The 16,052-nt window shown below is 69.1% G+C and carries 16 protein-coding genes; 8 read left to right on the top strand and 8 right to left on the bottom strand.

All coding sequences use genetic code 11. The features are described 5' to 3' along the window. Nucleotides 1-3: 3 nt before the first annotated feature. From ABZ664_RS17950 to ABZ664_RS17930, 5 genes are all read right to left on the bottom strand, one after another. Nucleotides 4-1,080, bottom strand: a complete 1,077-nt coding sequence (locus tag ABZ664_RS17950) for a glycosyltransferase (protein ID WP_362510361.1) — start codon at nt 1,078-1,080, stop codon at nt 4-6. Further along, nucleotides 1,077-1,871 carry a hypothetical protein gene (locus ABZ664_RS17945; protein WP_362510871.1) on the bottom strand — a complete coding sequence of 265 codons (795 nt, stop codon included), beginning with the start codon at nt 1,869-1,871 and terminating at the stop codon, nt 1,077-1,079. Before ABZ664_RS17945 ends, ABZ664_RS17950 begins: the two co-directional genes overlap by 4 nt. 168 nt (nt 1,872-2,039) lie before the next feature. Beyond that, the gene (locus ABZ664_RS17940) at nt 2,040-4,190 is read right to left on the bottom strand and encodes a heterodisulfide reductase-related iron-sulfur binding cluster (protein ID WP_362510358.1); all 2,151 of its coding nucleotides are present in this window, start codon (nt 4,188-4,190) and stop codon (nt 2,040-2,042) included. 352 nt (nt 4,191-4,542) lie between these two features. After that, nucleotides 4,543-5,331 (bottom strand): TetR family transcriptional regulator, encoded by a 789-nt coding sequence (locus tag ABZ664_RS17935; RefSeq protein ID WP_362510355.1) that lies wholly within the window; start codon nt 5,329-5,331, stop codon nt 4,543-4,545. 11 nt (nt 5,332-5,342) lie between these two features. Next, the gene (locus tag ABZ664_RS17930; protein ID WP_362510352.1) at nt 5,343-6,152 is read right to left on the bottom strand and encodes a sugar phosphate isomerase/epimerase; all 810 of its coding nucleotides are present in this window, start codon (nt 6,150-6,152) and stop codon (nt 5,343-5,345) included. Between the two features lie 162 nt (nt 6,153-6,314). Between ABZ664_RS17930 and ABZ664_RS17925 the strand changes: the two genes are divergently transcribed. The 5 genes from ABZ664_RS17925 to disA all read left to right on the top strand — a co-directional run bounded on the left by ABZ664_RS17925 (nt 6,315) and on the right by disA (nt 10,490). Beyond that, complete coding sequence (locus ABZ664_RS17925) at nt 6,315-7,013, top strand: class I SAM-dependent methyltransferase (protein ID WP_362510349.1); 699 nt, start codon at nt 6,315-6,317, stop codon at nt 7,011-7,013. Nucleotides 7,014-7,112: 99 nt separating this feature from the next. Further along, nucleotides 7,113-7,493 carry a MerR family transcriptional regulator gene (locus ABZ664_RS17920; RefSeq protein ID WP_362510346.1) on the top strand — a complete coding sequence of 127 codons (381 nt, stop codon included), beginning with the start codon at nt 7,113-7,115 and terminating at the stop codon, nt 7,491-7,493. Continuing rightward, nucleotides 7,490-7,804 (top strand): thioredoxin, encoded by a 315-nt coding sequence (trxA, locus tag ABZ664_RS17915; protein WP_362510343.1) that lies wholly within the window; start codon nt 7,490-7,492, stop codon nt 7,802-7,804. Before ABZ664_RS17920 ends, trxA begins: the two co-directional genes overlap by 4 nt. 92 nt (nt 7,805-7,896) lie before the next feature. Then, nucleotides 7,897-9,300, top strand: a complete 1,404-nt coding sequence (radA, locus tag ABZ664_RS17910) for a DNA repair protein RadA (protein ID WP_350941518.1) — start codon at nt 7,897-7,899, stop codon at nt 9,298-9,300. Between the two features lie 104 nt (nt 9,301-9,404). Further along, nucleotides 9,405-10,490, top strand: coding sequence for a DNA integrity scanning diadenylate cyclase DisA (disA, locus tag ABZ664_RS17905; RefSeq protein WP_362510340.1), 1,086 nt, complete (start codon nt 9,405-9,407; stop codon nt 10,488-10,490). A gap of 186 nt (nt 10,491-10,676) precedes the next feature. Here disA and ABZ664_RS17900 read toward each other — a convergent pair whose 3' ends face one another. Beyond that, on the bottom strand, nt 10,677-11,342 hold the full coding sequence (locus ABZ664_RS17900) for a hypothetical protein (protein ID WP_362510337.1): 666 nt from the start codon (nt 11,340-11,342) through the stop codon (nt 10,677-10,679). A gap of 232 nt (nt 11,343-11,574) precedes the next feature. On the opposite strand from ABZ664_RS17900, the gene ABZ664_RS17895 reads away from it, so the two are divergent. Continuing rightward, entirely contained in the window at nt 11,575-12,450 is an 876-nt protein-coding gene (locus tag ABZ664_RS17895; protein WP_362510334.1) for an A/G-specific adenine glycosylase, read from the top strand. Nucleotide 12,451: 1 nt separating this feature from the next. Here ABZ664_RS17895 and ABZ664_RS17890 read toward each other — a convergent pair whose 3' ends face one another. After that, nucleotides 12,452-13,093: a phosphotransferase gene (locus ABZ664_RS17890; RefSeq protein WP_362510868.1), complete on the bottom strand. Its 642-nt coding sequence runs from the start codon at nt 13,091-13,093 to the stop codon at nt 12,452-12,454. Beyond that, complete coding sequence (locus ABZ664_RS17885) at nt 13,074-13,850, bottom strand: hypothetical protein (protein ID WP_362510331.1); 777 nt, start codon at nt 13,848-13,850, stop codon at nt 13,074-13,076. The genes ABZ664_RS17890 and ABZ664_RS17885 overlap by 20 nt, the downstream gene beginning before the upstream one ends. A gap of 202 nt (nt 13,851-14,052) precedes the next feature. Between ABZ664_RS17885 and ABZ664_RS17880 the strand changes: the two genes are divergently transcribed. After that, nucleotides 14,053-14,799, top strand: coding sequence for a GntR family transcriptional regulator (locus ABZ664_RS17880; RefSeq protein WP_362510328.1), 747 nt, complete (start codon nt 14,053-14,055; stop codon nt 14,797-14,799). A gap of 32 nt (nt 14,800-14,831) precedes the next feature. Next, complete coding sequence (locus ABZ664_RS17875) at nt 14,832-15,920, top strand: alanine racemase (RefSeq protein WP_362510325.1); 1,089 nt, start codon at nt 14,832-14,834, stop codon at nt 15,918-15,920. The last annotated feature ends 132 nt before the right edge of the window (nt 15,921-16,052 follow it).

Here is a 16,052-nt window from a genome sequence, read left to right as displayed (position 1 = left end):
GTGTCAGGCACGGCGGGATGTCGCCGCGATCAGTTTCTCCCAGCGGTCGGCCACCGAGGACGCGCCGTGACCCGCCGCGACCTCCAACGCCCCCGCGGCCAGCTCCCTGCGCCGCCGCTCGTCGTCGATGAGCGCGAGCATCGCGGCCGCGTACGCCTCGATCTCGTCCTCTCCCTCGGCGACCAACACTCCGTTCCTGCCGTCGGCCACGAGCTCGCCCGGCCCACGGGGGCCGCCGAACGCGATCACCGGTACCCCGCTCGCCATCGCCTCGATCACGGCCATGCCGAGCACCTCCGTCCTGGAGGTGCTCGCCACGATCGACGCCTTGGCGAACTCGCCGGTGAGGTCGGAGGTCGTTCCCATGAAGTAGACGTGGTTGTGCAGGTCGAGGTCACCGACGAGGGCGCGCAGGCGCTTCTCCTCCGGGCCCCCGCCGTACAGGCGCAGCCGCCAGTCGGGGCGCTTGCCCGCGACGACGGCGAACGCGCGGATCAGCCGGTCGTGTGCCTTCGCCGGCACCAGGCGCCCTCCGGCGGCGACGATGCGGTTGTCCATCCGCGAGCGCGGCCACGGCCCCGCGGGCAGCGCGTCGGGGATCACGTTGACCGGCACGTTCCCGCCCAGGAGGTGATCCCACTCCTGCCGGCTCGTCTCGGTGGCGGTGGCGACCGCGTCCAGGCGCGGGTAGAACTTCCTGATCGGCCCCGGTACGGGCGGCCGGCCCCACTCGCGGGCGATCCGCGTGATGTCGCGCGGCGCGTGCCTGGCCACCTGGACGCTCAACCCCGGCCTGGTGCTGACGAGCACGTCGGCCCGCAGCCCGCGTAGCCGCCGCCAGAGGGCGACCTCGGTGCGCATCTGGCCCCGGGGGAGCAGGTATCTGCCTCCCGGCTGGGCGTCGACCACCCAGGAGAGCTTCACTCCGGACGCCACGGGGAAGAACGGTTTCTCCCGCTGACGGCGGACGCTGATGATCTCGACCTCGTGACGTTCTGCCAGCTCTCCCGCGAGGTTGACGATCGAACGTACGTCACCGCGCATGCCGTATACAGAGGGGGTGAGCAGGCAGATCCTCACCCGCCGACCTCGATCCTGAGCTCGTCGTCCGCCGTGTAGCAGGGACGGATCGGCACCCCGTCGATCTGCGCGGCGGGATAGTGCAGGCGTCGGCGCTTGCCGTCGACGTCGTCCAGTCGGGAGCCCAGCCGCAGCGGCGTGGCCACACCGCGTACCTCCAGGGAGGGCTCCCAGGAGCCGGTCTGGTCGGGGGCGGCGGCGAGCACGTCGCACAGCGAGAGCGCCGCGTGGAAGCGCACGCCCTGGACCGTTGCAATGGAGGTCAGCTCGGCGTCGGGCCGGCTGCGGCGCAGGGCGAGCTTCGCCTCGTGCCTCGCCTCGTCGTCGTCGAGGCCGGTGAAGGCGAGCAGCCCGGTGACCTCGAAGCGCCCCTCCCTGAACCAGACGGAACGGACCTCCGCCGTCGGCCGGGCGTCGTCGATCTTCAGGGCGAGGAAGCCGTTGCGGGTCCGGTAGGCGCGGTAGGCCAGTGTGCGGCGGCTCAGCGCGTACGTCTCGAGATGGTCGAGGGAGAATCCGGGGTCGACGCTGCGCAGCCGCGTGCGCGCCTTGCCCTGTTGCAGGTAGGTGTCCCAACGGCCGGGACCGAGTGCGAGCGGGGCGAGTGAGACCGCCAGCTCAGCTTTGCGCATCCGTGCGTCCGGAGTGCCCAACGGCACCCGGCTCTCGACCGAGGTGGCCCGGTTACGCAGGACCAGTTCGGTGCCGTCGGCCAAGGGTTCGTCGACGGCCAGCCGAAGTGAGAGAACATCGGCCAGGGTAACCTCGGCATCGCTGACGACGGCTGGCATCGTCAAGCCCCCTCCCCGTTGAATGAGCTACGCGACGTTGAGGTTACCGTGATTTTCCCGTTATGTGGAGAAAGGTTTTCGGACCTTACGTCCTTTTCACGTTGACTTGACCCTATGTCAGAGGGGACATCGGGAAAATGTCCCCTCTGACGGATGACACACCCGCTGTCAGGGCGCCTCTACGGGCCGGCCTTTGATCGACTTGATCAGCAGCTGGGAGACGTCGACGACCTCCAGCGTCTCCTTGGCCTCGCCCGCGTTCTTCTTCTCGTTGATCGAGTCACCGAGCATGACCAGACAGAACGGGCACGCCGTGGAGATGGTGTCCGGCTCGGTGGTGAGCGCCTCGTCCACCCGCTCGGTGTTGATGCGCTTGCCGAGCCGCTCCTCCATCCACATCCGCGCGCCACCGGCGCCGCAGCAGAAGCCGCGATCCTTGTGGCGGTGCATCTCCTGGGTCTGCACGCCGGGCACCTTGGCCATGATGTCGCGGGGCTGGGAGTAGACCTTGTTGTGGCGGCCGAGGAAGCACGGGTCGTGGTAGGTGATCTTCTCCTCGATCGGCGTGATCGGGACCAGCTTGCCCTCGTCCACCAGCTTGGCCAGCAGCTGGGTGTGGTGCACGACCTCGTAGGTGCCGCCGAGCTGGGGATACTCGTTGGCGAGGGTGTTGAAGCAGTGCGGGCAGGTCGCGACGATCTTCTTGACCCCGGCCTCGTTCAGCGTCTCGATGTTCTGCTTGGCCAGCATGTCGAAGAGGTACTCCATGCCCAGGCGGCGCGCCGGGTCGCCGGTGCACGCCTCCATCGGGCCGAGCACCGCGAACTTCACCCCGGCGACGTGCAGCAGCTCCGCGACCGCCTTGGTGGTCTTCTTCGCCCGGTCCTCCAGCGCTCCGGCGCAGCCGACCCAGAACAGGTACTCGGTGTCGTCGGGCATCTTCTCGTCGACGAGCGTGACCTCGATGGGGTCGACCTCGCGGCTCGCCAGCTCCTCGACCCAGTCGGCCCGCTTCATCTCGGACATCCCCCACGGGTTGCCCTTGTTCTCCAGGTTCTTGACCATGACGCCGGCCTCGGAGGGGAAGTTGGACTCCACCATCGCCTGGTAGCGGCGCATGTCGAGGATGTGGTCGATGTGCTCGATGTCGACCGGGCACTGCTCGACGCAGGCGCCGCAGTTGGTGCACGACCACAGCACGTCGGGGTGGATCACGCCTTCCTCGCCCACCAGCGGCTTGTCCAGCAGGGCCAGCACGTCCTCGTGCAGGCCCGCGCGCTGCTCCCCGGTGGCCATCAGGTACGGAGCGACCTTGAAGGCGTGGTCGCGCTGCTCAAGGATGAGCATCTTCGGCGAGAGCGGCTTGTCGGTGTTCCAGGCCGGGCACTGGTCCTGGCAGCGTCCGCACTCGGTGCAGGTGTAGAAGTCGAGGAAGCCCTTCCAGGTGGTGTCCTCGATCTTGCCGCGGCCGAGCCGGTCGCCGTCGAGCTCCTCGTCCTCGAAGTCGACGAGCTTGCCGTCGATCCGCATCGGCTGGGCGGGGCCGTTGCCGTCGGGACGCCGGGAGAACGCCACGTTCAGCGGCGCGGTGAAGATGTGCAGGTGCTTGGAGTTCACCACGATCACGAGGAAGACCAGCATCACGCCGATGTGCAGGAGCAGCCCGACGTGTTCGAGCGTCTCGTTGGCCGAGATGCCCAGCGGGCGCAGCAGGGCGGCGGTCGCCTCGGAGGCGAACGCTCCCGAGGCGTAGGGCAGGTTGCCGGTGTTCGCCGCCGCGCCACGGAAGAGGAGCATCGTCCAGATCACGTTGAAGATCATGAAGAGGACGAGCCAGGCACCGCCGAGGTGCGAGCCGAAGAACCGGGACCTACGGCCCAGCTTCTTCGGCGAGTTCTTGATCCTGATGACCGCGAAGGCGATGAGTCCGAGCAGGGCCGCGACCGCGATGAAGTCCTGCAGGAAGCCCAGGATCGGCCACGTCCCGACGAGCGGGATGTGGAAGTCGGGGGTGCCGGTGACGGCCCCCTGGATCAACGCGCCGTACGCCTCCAGATAGACGGTCGCCAGGATGAGGAACGCCCACATGACGAAGAAGTGCGCGACGCCGGAGGCCGTCCACTTCAGCAGCTTCCGCTGCCCGAACACCTCGACCAGCTGGGCCTTGATCTCCTCACCCAGGTTGGCCTTGGCATACTCGACGCGCTCAGGCGCGGGGGGCCCTGCGGTGGCGAGCTTGTACAGGAACAACACGCGGCGCGCGGCGAGCGCGAGCGCGACGGCTGTCATGACCAGCCCGATGATCGCTACCCAGAGCACTGGTCCTCCCACAGACGGCGTTGGCTGCCAGCGTACGACCGCCGGTCATCCACGATGACAGAGGGTCCCCATAGATACTACCGACGAGTAACTTCTCTTTGTCGGGAGACCCCCGGTGACCGTCGTCACCCTACGGTCAACACCGTTCCCAGAACAATGCTCTGCATGCCTCCGAACGGTGTCGAAGTGACCTTCGAGATTCATGGAGCTCGGCGGGCGTGGCCTGGACGTCGGCAGGACGGGGACTCGACGGAGCGTGCCGGTACGCCGGCCCGAATGGTGGGAATGCGCGGGATACAGCGGTATATGGCGGAAAGACCGCTATGGGGGAATCCGGAGGGCGGCGGGGAGACTAACGCGGCGGGTCGAGATAACCCTGGATCGTGGGTGTGAGCAATTTCACCAACTCCTCAAGATCCACCGAGGCGAGCGGCTCCAGTTCGAGGACATAGCGCATCAGGACCACGCCGAACATCTGCGCGAAGGCCGCCTCCATCCGGATCAGCGGGATGTCCAGGCTCTCCGCGACCCGGTTGAGCAGCGCGCGGGTCACGAACTCGCGGATCATGACGACCATCCGCTCGTTCGTCATCGCGGTGCGGGCCAACGCCAGCACCGGCTGACGCGCCCCGGCCTCCGAGGTGATCGTCAGGATGAGCCTGACCAGCCGCTCGCCGACCTCCTCGCGAGGCCCCGCCGTGATCGCCGCGAGGACGTTCTCGGGGTTGACCGGCAACTCCATCGCCTCGACGAACATCTTCTCCTTGCCGGAGAAGTAATGGTGGACCAGCGCCGGGTCCACCCCCGCCTGCCGGGCGATGCCCCGGATGGTCGCCTTGTCGAACCCCTTCTCCGCGAAGGTCTCGCGCGCCGCCGCGAGGATCTGCCCCCGCGTGTCGGCCGAGCCCGGCCTGCGCCCCGGACGCCTTCTCCCCTCCGCCGGCCCGTCCGCGGGCCTCTCCGCAGGTCCGTCCGCGGGCCTCTCCGCGGGTCCGTCCGCGAACCCGTCCGCGGACCCGTTCGCGGGGACGTCCGTGGTCCCGCTCGCGGGCGTGGCCGTTGACGTCCCAGAGGGCCCGTTCGCGGGGACGTCCGTTGACCTCTCCGAGGAGCCGTTCGAAAGCCCGCCCGTGGTGCTCATGACGGGCTCACTCATGCTGGGGTGGAGGCCGCGAGGTGCAGCCGGGCGAAGGCGAGCGCCTCCGCGAGGTCGTCGATCCGCTCGGAACGGCTGGCCGCCCTGCGCGTATTGATCTCCAGCACGACCAGCCCTGAATATCCGTTGCCCGCCATCCGCTCCAGGATCGGCGCGCACGGCTGGTTGCCCCGCCCGGGAACCAGGTGCTCGTCCTTGTTCGGCACTCCGACGCCGTCGGCCAGGTGCAGGTGGGCGAGCCGATCGCCGAGCTTGGTGAACATCTCCAGGGCGTCGGACCCGGACACCGCCGTGTGCGACAGATCCAGCGTGACCTGCGGGAAGTCGTAGTCGACCGGGTTCCAGTCAGGAGAGTAGGGGACGACCTCGTTGCCCCTCGCCCTCAGCGGGAACATGTTCTCCACCGCGAAGACCACGTCGGTCTCCTCACGCATCCTGGCCAGGCCGATCTCGAAGTCGCGCGCGTAGTCGCGCTGCCAGCGGAACGGGGGATGCACCACGACCGTCCTGGCACCGACCCGCTCGGCGGCGCGCTGCGCGCGCTGGAGCTTGGCCCACGGGTCCTTGCCCCACACCCGCTGCGTCACCAGCAGGCACGGTGCGTGAATGGCCAGGATCGGCAGGTGGTAGTGGTCCGACAGCCGCTCCAGGACATCGACGTCCTGGCTCACGGGGTCGGCACCCACCATGATCTCCACACCGTCGTACCCCAGGCGCGCGGCCAGTTCGAAAGCATCGGGAGTACGTTCGGGATACACCGACGCGGTGGACAGCGCGATCTTCGCGCTGGATACACGGACGCTCATACCGCTTCCTCGTCTCCGGCTCGGAGCGCACACTCGCGAACACCGCCGGGCCGACCGGCCCGATCGCTCACGTCGCTCACATTTGCCAGCCTAAGCGGGTCCGGAGAGCAGTGCTGTCCGCCACCACCGACACGGCCTAGATCACACCATTACGGTGAGGGCATGCCGAGGTTCTTGAGGGGCTCCATCCCCAGCCCCAACATCTGGAACACCCCCCAGATCTACGAGTTGGAAAACCGGGCGGTGGATCCCGAGGGGCACGCCGAGGCGGCGATGTCGGCGATCCGGTCGTGGACCGGGGCGACGGTCCTCGACATCGGCTGCGGTACCGGCTACCACCTGCCCGCCCTCGCCTCGACCGCCACCCGGGTGATCGGCGTGGAGCCGCACGAGGACCTCGTCCTGCTGGCCAGGCGCCGCTGCCGCGCCCTGCGGAACGTCGAGATCCATGCCGCCACCGCCCAGGCGATCCCGCTGCCCGGCGCCTCCGTGGACGTGGCCATCGCCCGCTGGGCGTACTTCTTCGGCCCCGGGTGCGAGCCGGGCCTGGCCGAACTCTCCCGGGTGATGCGGCGCGGCGGCGCGGCCTTCGTGATCGACATCGACACCACCCGCGGCGCCTTCGGCCGCTGGTTCGGCCAGTCCATCCCCGCCTACTCCGCCAGGTCCGTCGAGAACTTCTGGAGCCGCCAGGGCTGGCAGACGGACAAGCTCGACCTGCGCATGTCCTTCGAGCGCCGCGCCGACCTGGAGGCCGTGCTCCGCATCGAGTTCACCCCCGCGGTCGCCGACCTGGCCATCGCCGAGACCCCCGGTCTGGAGATCGCCTACCCCAACCTGCTGCGCTGGAAGCGGTTCTGAACGGCGACGACCTCCGCGGGGCCGACCGGGAACAACGGGACGGGGCCTTGACCTTGACGTTGATGTCAAGGTCTATCGTCGTGCCGTGGGGAGGGCCGGATGCGGATCGGTGAGCTGGCGCGGCGGGCGGGTGTCAGCACCCGGGCACTGCGCTACTACGAGCAGCAGGGACTGATCACGGCCCGGCGCTCGGCCAACGGCTACCGGGAGTACGGGGAGGAGGATCTCAGGCTCGTCTCCGAGATCCGCTCGCTGCTCGCCGTCGGCTTCACCCTGGACGACGCCCGCCCGTTCGTCGCCTGCCTGCGGGCCGGTCACGAGTCAGGGGGGTCGTGCCCGGAGTCCGTCGCCGTCTACCAGCGCAAACTGGCGGAGATCGACGACGAGATCCGCATGCTTCTCACCCGGAGGGCGGAGGTGGCGGCGCAGCTGACCACGGCCTGCCCGGGATGCGTACTGAGGAAAGTGGGAGAATCATGATCACATTGACCGCGGAGAACTTCGACGAGCAGGTGCTGCGGAGCGACAAGCCCGTCCTGGTCGACTTCTGGGCCGAGTGGTGCGGGCCGTGCAAGATGATCGCGCCGATTCTGACGGAGATCGAGGCCGAGCTCGGCGACCGCGTCACGATCGCGAAGCTCAACGCCGACGACTACCCCGAGATCACCGCGCGGTACGGCGTCCTCGGCCTGCCGACGCTCAACCTCTACAAGGACGGCGAGGTCGTGCAGCAGATCAAGGGCGCCAAGCCCAAGCGCCTGCTCCTCGCCGAGCTCGAAGGCCACATCTGAAGAAGCGCGCTCCGTCCCTCCCCGCGACTTTCACCCGGTACGGCATGCCGTACCGGGTGAAAGTTGTCGGGCTCTGCCGGTAACGTGCGGCCATGGCGAAGAAGGCTGGTGGCTACCGCTGTGCCGAGTGCGGGTGGCAGACGGCCAAGTGGGTGGGGCGCTGCGGTGAGTGCCAGGCCTGGGGCACGGTCGAGGAGGAGACGGCTCCTGCGGGGGCGCGTGTGGCCTCCGCCGGGGCGGTGTCGGCACCGGCGGTGCCGATCGGCCAGGTCAAGGCCGAGGTGGCGCACGCGCGCGGCACCGGTGTTCCCGAGCTCGACCGGGTCCTCGGCGGCGGTCTGGTTCCCGGAGCCGTCGTGCTGCTGGCCGGCGAGCCCGGCATCGGCAAGTCGACCCTCCTGCTGGAGGCGGCGGCCAAGATCGCCCGACAGCAGACGGTCCTCTACATCACGGGTGAGGAGTCGGCCGCCCAGGTGCGGATCAGGGCCGACCGGATCGGCGCGATCCAGGACCGCCTCTACCTGGCCGCCGAGACCGACCTGGGCGCGTTGGTCTCGCATGTCGAGAAGGTCCAGCCCGACCTGCTCATCGTCGACTCGGTGCAGACGATCGGCTCCACCCAGGCGACGGGCGTGCCCGGCGGGGTGACCCAGGTCAGGGAGGTCGCGGGAAACCTGGTGCGGCTCGCCAAGGAGCGCGGCATGGCCACCGTGCTGGTCGGCCACGTCACCAAGGAGGGCTCGATCGCCGGCCCCCGCACCCTGGAGCACCTGGTCGACGTCGTGCTCCACTTCGAGGGCGACCGGCACTCCCGGCTCCGCCTCGTCCGTGCGATCAAGAACCGGTACGGCCCGGTCGACGAGGTCGGCTGCTTCGACCTGCACGAGAGCGGCATCGAGGGCATCACCGACGCCAGCGGCCTGTTCGTCTCCCATCGCACCGACCCGGTGCCCGGCACGTGCGTCACGGTCACCCTGGAGGGCACCCGGCCACTGCCCGCCGAGGTCCAGGCCCTGGTCGCGAGGACCGAGGCCCAGCAGCCGCGCCGATCCTCCTCCGGGCTCGACACCTACCGGGTCACGATGGTCCTCGCCGTGCTGGAGCGGCGGCTCAACGCCAAGCTGGGCGGATGCGACGTCTTCACCGCCACCGTCGGAGGGATCAAGCTCAGCGATCCCGCCGTGGACCTGTCGGTGATGCTCGCGGTCGCCAGTGCGGCGGGTGACAAGGCGCTCCCCTCCGGCCTGGTGGTGCTCGGTGAGGTGGGCCTGGCGGGAGAGTTGCGCCCGGTGCGCGACGTGCGGCGCCGCCTGTCGGAGGCCGCCCGGCTGGGCTTCACCCGCGCGCTCGTCCCCACCGGCTCCCTCGACACGGGCAAGAAGCGCAACGGCGACCACTCCCTGGTCCGCATGGCCGGACGCGGAGCGCCGTTCGCGCCCGGCTTCGACGTCGTCGAGGCGGAGAATGTCTGGGACGCCCTCACCCATGTCACCTGAGACGCGTCACGGGCTCCGTACGGGGGGGTGGCATCCACCGATTCCGGACCGCGCGGATCCTCCGCCGGTAAGCTTGAGCGTTATACGCAGACCACGGGGGTCATGTGCCAGCAAACTACAAAGGGCTCGACGAACGTCGCAGAGCCGTCCTGGCCGCGGTCGCACCCGGCACCGCGCTGCGCGACGGACTGGAGCGCATTCTCCGCGGGCACACGGGTGGCCTGATCGTGCTGGGATACGACGGCACGGTCGAGGAGATATGCAGCGGCGGCTTCGAGCTGGACGTCGAGTTCTCCGCGACGCGGCTGCGCGAGCTGGCCAAGATGGACGGCGCGATCGTCCTCAACTCCGGCGATCTCAGGATCGTACGCGCGGCCGTGCACCTGATGCCCGATCCGTCCATTCCCACCGACGAGTCCGGCACCCGGCACCGCACCGCCCAGCGCGTGGCCCTGCAGACGTCACTGCCGGTCATCTCGCTCAGCAAGTCCATGCGGATCATCGCCCTCTACCTCGACGGCATCCGCTACGTGGTGGAGGAGTCGGCGGTCATCCTGTCCAAGTCCAACCAGGCCCTCGCCACGCTGGAGCGCTACAAGCTCCGCCTGGACGAGGTCTCCGGCACGCTCTCCGCGCTGGAGATCGAGGACCTGGTGACGGTCCGTGACATCGCGGTGGTCGCCCAGCGGCTGGAGATGGTCAGGCGCATCTCCGAGGAGATCGCGGGGTACGTGGTCGAGCTCGGCACCGACGGCCGGCTGCTCTCCCTGCAGTTGGACGAGCTCGTCGCCGGCACGGAGAGCGACCGTGAGCTGATCGTGCGCGACTACCTGCCCGCGGCGGGCCGCCGCCCGCGCAAGTTCGCCGAGGCGCTGCACGAGCTCGACCAGCTCTCCTCCGCCGAGCTTCTCGACCTCTCGGTCGTCGCCCAGATCCTCGGCCACTCGGGCAACGACGCACTGGAGGCCCCGGTGAGCCCACGGGGCTACCGGCTGCTGGCCAAGGTCCCGCGTCTGCCGAACACGGTGGTCGACCGCCTCGTCGACCACTTCGCCAGCCTGCAGAAGCTCCTCGCGGCCAGCATCGGCGAGCTCCAGGAGGTGGGCGGGGTGGGCGAGGCGAGGGCCCGCCACATCCGCGAGGGCCTCTCCCGGCTCGCGGAGTCGTCCATCCTGGAACGCTACGTCTGAGATTCCGGCGGGGCCCCGGTGAGCCCACGGCGTACCCGGCGTCCCGCGCGCCCTCCGGATTCGACAGCCCCGACGACCGCGAAAAGCGAACCCGGGACACCCCCGATGATCCCCGAGGGCGGCCTCAAGGTCCCGCCGGACGGGAACCCCGACGGCTGAGGTCTCGCCAGACGGCAACCCCGACTGCTACCGAAGGTGGAAGACCGCCTTGCGGCTCCTCAGGCCTGGAGCATGGACCACCGCGACGTAGGTACCCGGCAGGGCGGCGGCGCGGTCGGCGGTGCAGTTGTCGCCGGACCGGCGGCGGTCCCACACCAGCTCCTTGACGTACGGGATGCCCCGGTCGAGTTCGCGGATCTTGACGGCGTCGCCGCCGACGCAGTCGGAGGACGACCACACGCGGTCGTTGCCGGAGGTGATGCGCATCTCCATCGCGCGCGGCCCGACGTCGGCGGTGCACATCACCTTGCCGACGTTGACGAGGGTGAGGACGAAGCGGGGCTGGACTCCCGCCGGGTAGATCGTCCCCTCGCCCTCCATGCTCAGCACGAGCTGCGGGGAGACGCAGGCCTCGCCCGGCCGTCTGGGCCGCACGACCGCCTTCGGCATGGGCGTCGGGCTCGCGGACGTCGAGGGGACGACCGTCATGGTCGGCAGGACGGCCGTCAGCGGGTCAGGTGTCTCCTGTCCGGCGGCCGAGGTGCTCCTCTCCCTGAGGTCATCCGGCCTGCTCGTCGACGAGCAGGCCCACGCCACGACGGCGACCACCACGAGCACACCGACAAGCGCGGCTATCCGGCGCCGCCAGTAGACGTCGGCTCCAACGTCACTACGGAACGTGTCGGGATCCATACGCTCAGTATGGTTAGTCCTGGCGGACCACAGGAGACGACCCGCCGCTTCCGGCCTGTTTCGGCCGCAGGTCAGTCGTCGGGGCGGGCATGGAGCAGGCACAGCCAGGCGCGGACAGACACAGTCAAGTGCAGCCAAGTGCAGACAGGCGAAGCCAGGCCAAGGCGTCCGCGCCTGTCCGCGTCCGCCCGTGCCTGTCCGTGCCTGTCCGTGCCCGCACTATCGTCGAAAGGTGCCCGAGTCGAACCGCTTACTCGAACCCGTCCTCGACTGGTACGCCGGCAACGCCCGCGACCTTCCCTGGCGTACGCCCGGCGCCTCCCCCTGGTCGATCCTGGTCAGCGAGATCATGCTGCAGCAGACCCCGGTGGTCAGGGTGCTTCCCGTCTGGACCGACTGGATGGAGCGCTGGCCCACACCCGCCTCCCTCGCCCGCGAGTCCCCCGGAGAGGCCGTACGCCACTGGGGCCGCCTCGGCTACCCCCGCCGGGCACTGAACCTGCACGCGTGCGCCCGCGCGATCACCGAACGGCACGGCGGAGAGGTCCCCACCGGCCACGACGCCCTGCTCGCGCTTCCCGGTGTCGGCGAGTACACCGCCGCCGCGGTCGCCAGCTTCGCCTTCAAGGGCCGCCACGCGGTTCTCGACACCAACGTGCGGCGGGTCCTGGCGCGGGCCGTCAGCGGGCAGGAGTATCCGCCCAAGGCCACCACGCCCCCGGAACGCAGGCTCGCCGCCTCCCTGCTCCCCGACGCCGACCGCGCACCCGTCTGGGCGGTCGCCGTGATGGAACTGGGCGCCCTGGTCTGCACCGCTCGCGCCGCCCGCTGCGCCGACTGCCCGATCAGTGACCTGTGCGCCTGGCGCCTCGCGGGCAAACCGGCCCACGACGGTCCGGCGCGCAAGGGCCAGACGTACGCGGGAACGGACCGCCAGTGCCGTGGCCGCCTCCTCGCGGTGCTGCGCCAGGCCCACGGCGCCGTACCCAAGGACGCCCTCGACGTGGTCTGGGACGACGCCCCGCAGCGCGAGCGCGCCCTCGACGGCCTGGTCGCGGACGGCCTGGCCGAAGTCCTCGACGACGGCACCTACCGCCTCCCCGGCTGAGTCACCAGCCGGTGCGGTACGTCGTCCATGCGATGGCGGCGGCAGCCGCTCGGCGTTGGTAGGCGCGAAGGTTCGGGACGCCCGGCGGTGCGGGCTGCCGGCTCATCCGGGTCCAGTACCCGGCGAACGATGCGGCGTAGCCGGTGATCACATCCGATGGGGCGAAATCCCATGCCTGGACGCCGATCAGCGTCTTCTCCGCCGACGCCGGAGAATGGCCCGCCATGATCATGTGAGGGACGAGGTCGGCGACGTCCTGCCAGGCGGCTCCCCTGCTGGGTTGTGCCCAGTCCACGACGAACACGCCCCCGCCCATAGCGATGATCATGTTGTCGGGGCGGATGTCGCCGTGAACCAGGGTGGCCCCATCGGCGTAATGCGCCCAGTGGGTCTCCAGCTCCGAGAGATCGCGCAGGTGGCGTCGTTCCCAGCCGCCGAGGTCGCTCAGCGGGCGGGCGACCATTTCGCGCCAGCCGTGCAGGAGGGAGACGCGAGTGGTGGAGGCCGAGGGGAGGTCGGACAGTGGGGAAGGCGCCAGCAGTTCGCCCATGCCGGATACGGCCGTGACGACAGCGGGCACATCGGCCGACCCTGGCGACAGGTCGGGGTGGCGGCCGTCGAGGTCATCGAAGATCAGAACGATCCACCCCGCCGATACGCCATACCACCGTAGACGTGGAGCCGGCGCGGTGGCGGGAAGGCCCGCGGAGGTCGCTGCCTTCGAGGAAGCAGGCTCCCCAACAGAAGATCGTGCCCGCCTGGTCAGTCCATACGGTCAGCTCAGAGCTGATCACAAGACGAGGCCTGCTCTCGTCGTAGGCGATCTCTGGGTAGATGCGGTGGGTGTGTAGTTCGGTGCGCAGGTGTTTGAGGGCGCTGATGGCATCGGGGCGCCAGGTGGTCGCGCTCAAATGATCGCCAGCCAGGGGGTCGAGGTGCGGGATCACGGGCGCCTCCTTTTCCACGACGAGAAGCGTGGCTTTGGGACTTGCTCGGCGCGCGCCGAAGGGGCCGTCATCACGTCCCGGCGGCGCGACGACGGGGCGAGTGTCTGGACGAGGGAAGGACCGAGGTGTGCGCTTGGGCAGCGGCGTCGGCGCGGCCGAGGCGGGCTGTTCAGGACGGCGCTGCGCGGGCACGAGGGGAATGGCCTCAGCGTCGACGAACGCTTCGGAAGCGGGCAGCAAAATGCCGAAGCGCCAGGCCTCCAAGCGGACGGCCATCAGCTCCCTGGACGGCTGGACGTAGTCGTGGTCGACGGCGCCCTGGCCGGGACAGCCATGCGCGTAGGGGGCGTGCCAGCAGAGGGCACAGCCCATCGGCATCGGCGAAACTTCGGCAAAGCAGCCACAGCCGATTGCCGCAGCCTGGTCGAGACTCGGGGCATTAGGGTTGTTCACGGGTCAGGAGTGCCTTCCTGGTCAAGGGCCTGTTCGGTGTTCTCAGCACCCAGCAGGCCCGATCTTTTCTCTGACAGCTCAAGGCGATACTGCAGAAGACAAACGTTTAACATCTCCGGCTTGGTGCGATCGAGACCCACGTCAAGAGATGACAAACGTTTAACCTCTATGCTTGGTGGCTGCGAGAGAGGAGAGCTGGATCATGAAGTTCACATATAGGGACATAGCCGAAGACCTGCGTAAATCAATCCGGAGCGGAACCTACGCTCCCGGTAAGACCCTGCCGTCCGAGACAGCCCTCGCTGCGGACTACGGCGTCTCTCGTAGTCTGGTGAACAAGGCGTTGCAACTCCTGGCCACTGAAGGCCTGGTACGTCCCCGACAGGGAGACGGAACCCGAGTGACTTGGCTTCCGCCCCTGTCACGGTCCGGCGCTCGCTATCGGCGCGACACACGTGAGCACGAAGGAGCGAAAAGGGCGTTCGACGCTGAGATTCGTGCCATCGGCCTGGAACCTCAGCATGAGATCTCGGTTACACGAATGACCGCTCCGGACGACATCTCCGTCCTTTTTGGCCTTTCGGAGATCACCGTGATACGCCGGTCACGTCGCCTGCTTGCCTCCGGCATACCCGTCAGTCTCGTCGTTTCCTACATGCCTGCTGACATCGCGGTCGGCACCGCGCTCGAAGAACCTGAGCCGATGATCGTCGGGGGCATCAAGTCCCTGTACGCCAGTCTCGGCCATCCTCAGGTGGAGGCAGACGAGCGGATCTTGGTTCGCCTCCCAACCGACGAAGAGGCGGAGAAGCTGGAGATCAGTACCGAAAGGCCGGTCTTCGACATTCTTCACACGGGGCGCATGGCTGACGGCCGGACCGTGGAGGTGACCACGACCGTCACGCCTACCAGCTACCTGATCATCGAATCCACGTTCCCTCTCACCTGATCCTCGGCATCCCACATCCATCGGAGATTTTTGTGGACGCTCTCACCGTAAGAGCCCGTGAGCTGGCGGCGGCCGGAAGGTTACCCGCCTACGTGTACGACCTGGCCGCCCTGGACGCGCACGCGGCGGCGGTGCGGGCCGCGCTTCCGGGAATCGAGCTGTACTACGCGGCCAAGGCAAACCCGGACCCGGAGTTGCTGCGGGTGCTGGCCCGGCACGTGGACGGGGTCGAGGTCGCCTCCGGTGGCGAGCTGGAGCACGTGCGGGGTGTGCTCCCGTCGGCCAGGATCGCGTTCGGCGGCCCCGGCAAGACCGACGACGAGCTCCGGCTCGCCCTCGATCACGGCGTCGAACGGCTGCACGTGGAAAGCCCGAACGAGTTGCGCCGCCTGATCGCCACCGGGCGGGAGGCCGACGTGCTGCTCCGCGCCAACCTGGCCCTTTCGCTGGGGGACGTGGCCCTGGCGATGGGCGGCGGCGCGACCCCCTTCGGCATGGACCCGGCCGGCGTCGAGGAGTGTCTCGCGCTTCTGGAGCGCCAGGACGCGGTGCGCCTGCGTGGCGTTCACGCCCACCTGGCCAGCGGCCTGGACGCCCCGCGCATGCTGGAGGTCGCCGACGGCGTGCTCGGCTACGCCCGCGGCCTTGGCCTGACCGAGATCAACCTTGGTGGCGGCATGGCCGTCGACTACGCCGACCCCGGCGCCGTCTTCGACTGGGAGATCTACGGCAAGGGCCTGGCGGGACTGCGCCGCCCCGGCGAGACGCTGCGCGTCGAGCCCGGCCGGTCCGTGTCGGTCTACTGCGGGCGGTACGTGACCCGTGTGCTGGACGTCAAGCGAGTCCACGGCGAGTTGTTCGCCATCGTGGCGGGCGGGACCCACCACATCCGCACACCCGCGACCAAGGGCCACGACCAGCCGATGGTCATCGCCGGGGAGGGCGAGCCGGTCACGGTCGTCGGCCAGCTCTGCACTCCCAAGGACACCCTCGCGCGCCGGGTCCCGGCCGCTCTGGCGACCGGCGATCTGGTGCAGTTCCTGATGGCCGGCGCCTACGCCTGGAACATCTCCCACCACGATTTCCTGATGCACCCGCATCCGGAGTTCTCGTACGTCTGAGGTGTGCCGCCCCGATGCCGCGAAAGCCCTCGGCTCTTCTTGCAGCCGAGGGCTTCGACGATTTCCCGGTGATGAGCCGTTGTGACACGAAGAGATCAGGACACCTCTCCCGGAGCCGTCCGGCGCCGAGTT

It is taken from the genome of Streptosporangium sp. NPDC006930 (assembly GCF_040635605.1).
GTDB lineage: Bacteria > Actinomycetota > Actinomycetes > Streptosporangiales > Streptosporangiaceae > Streptosporangium.
This window is presented reverse-complemented; position numbering and strand designations above follow the sequence as displayed.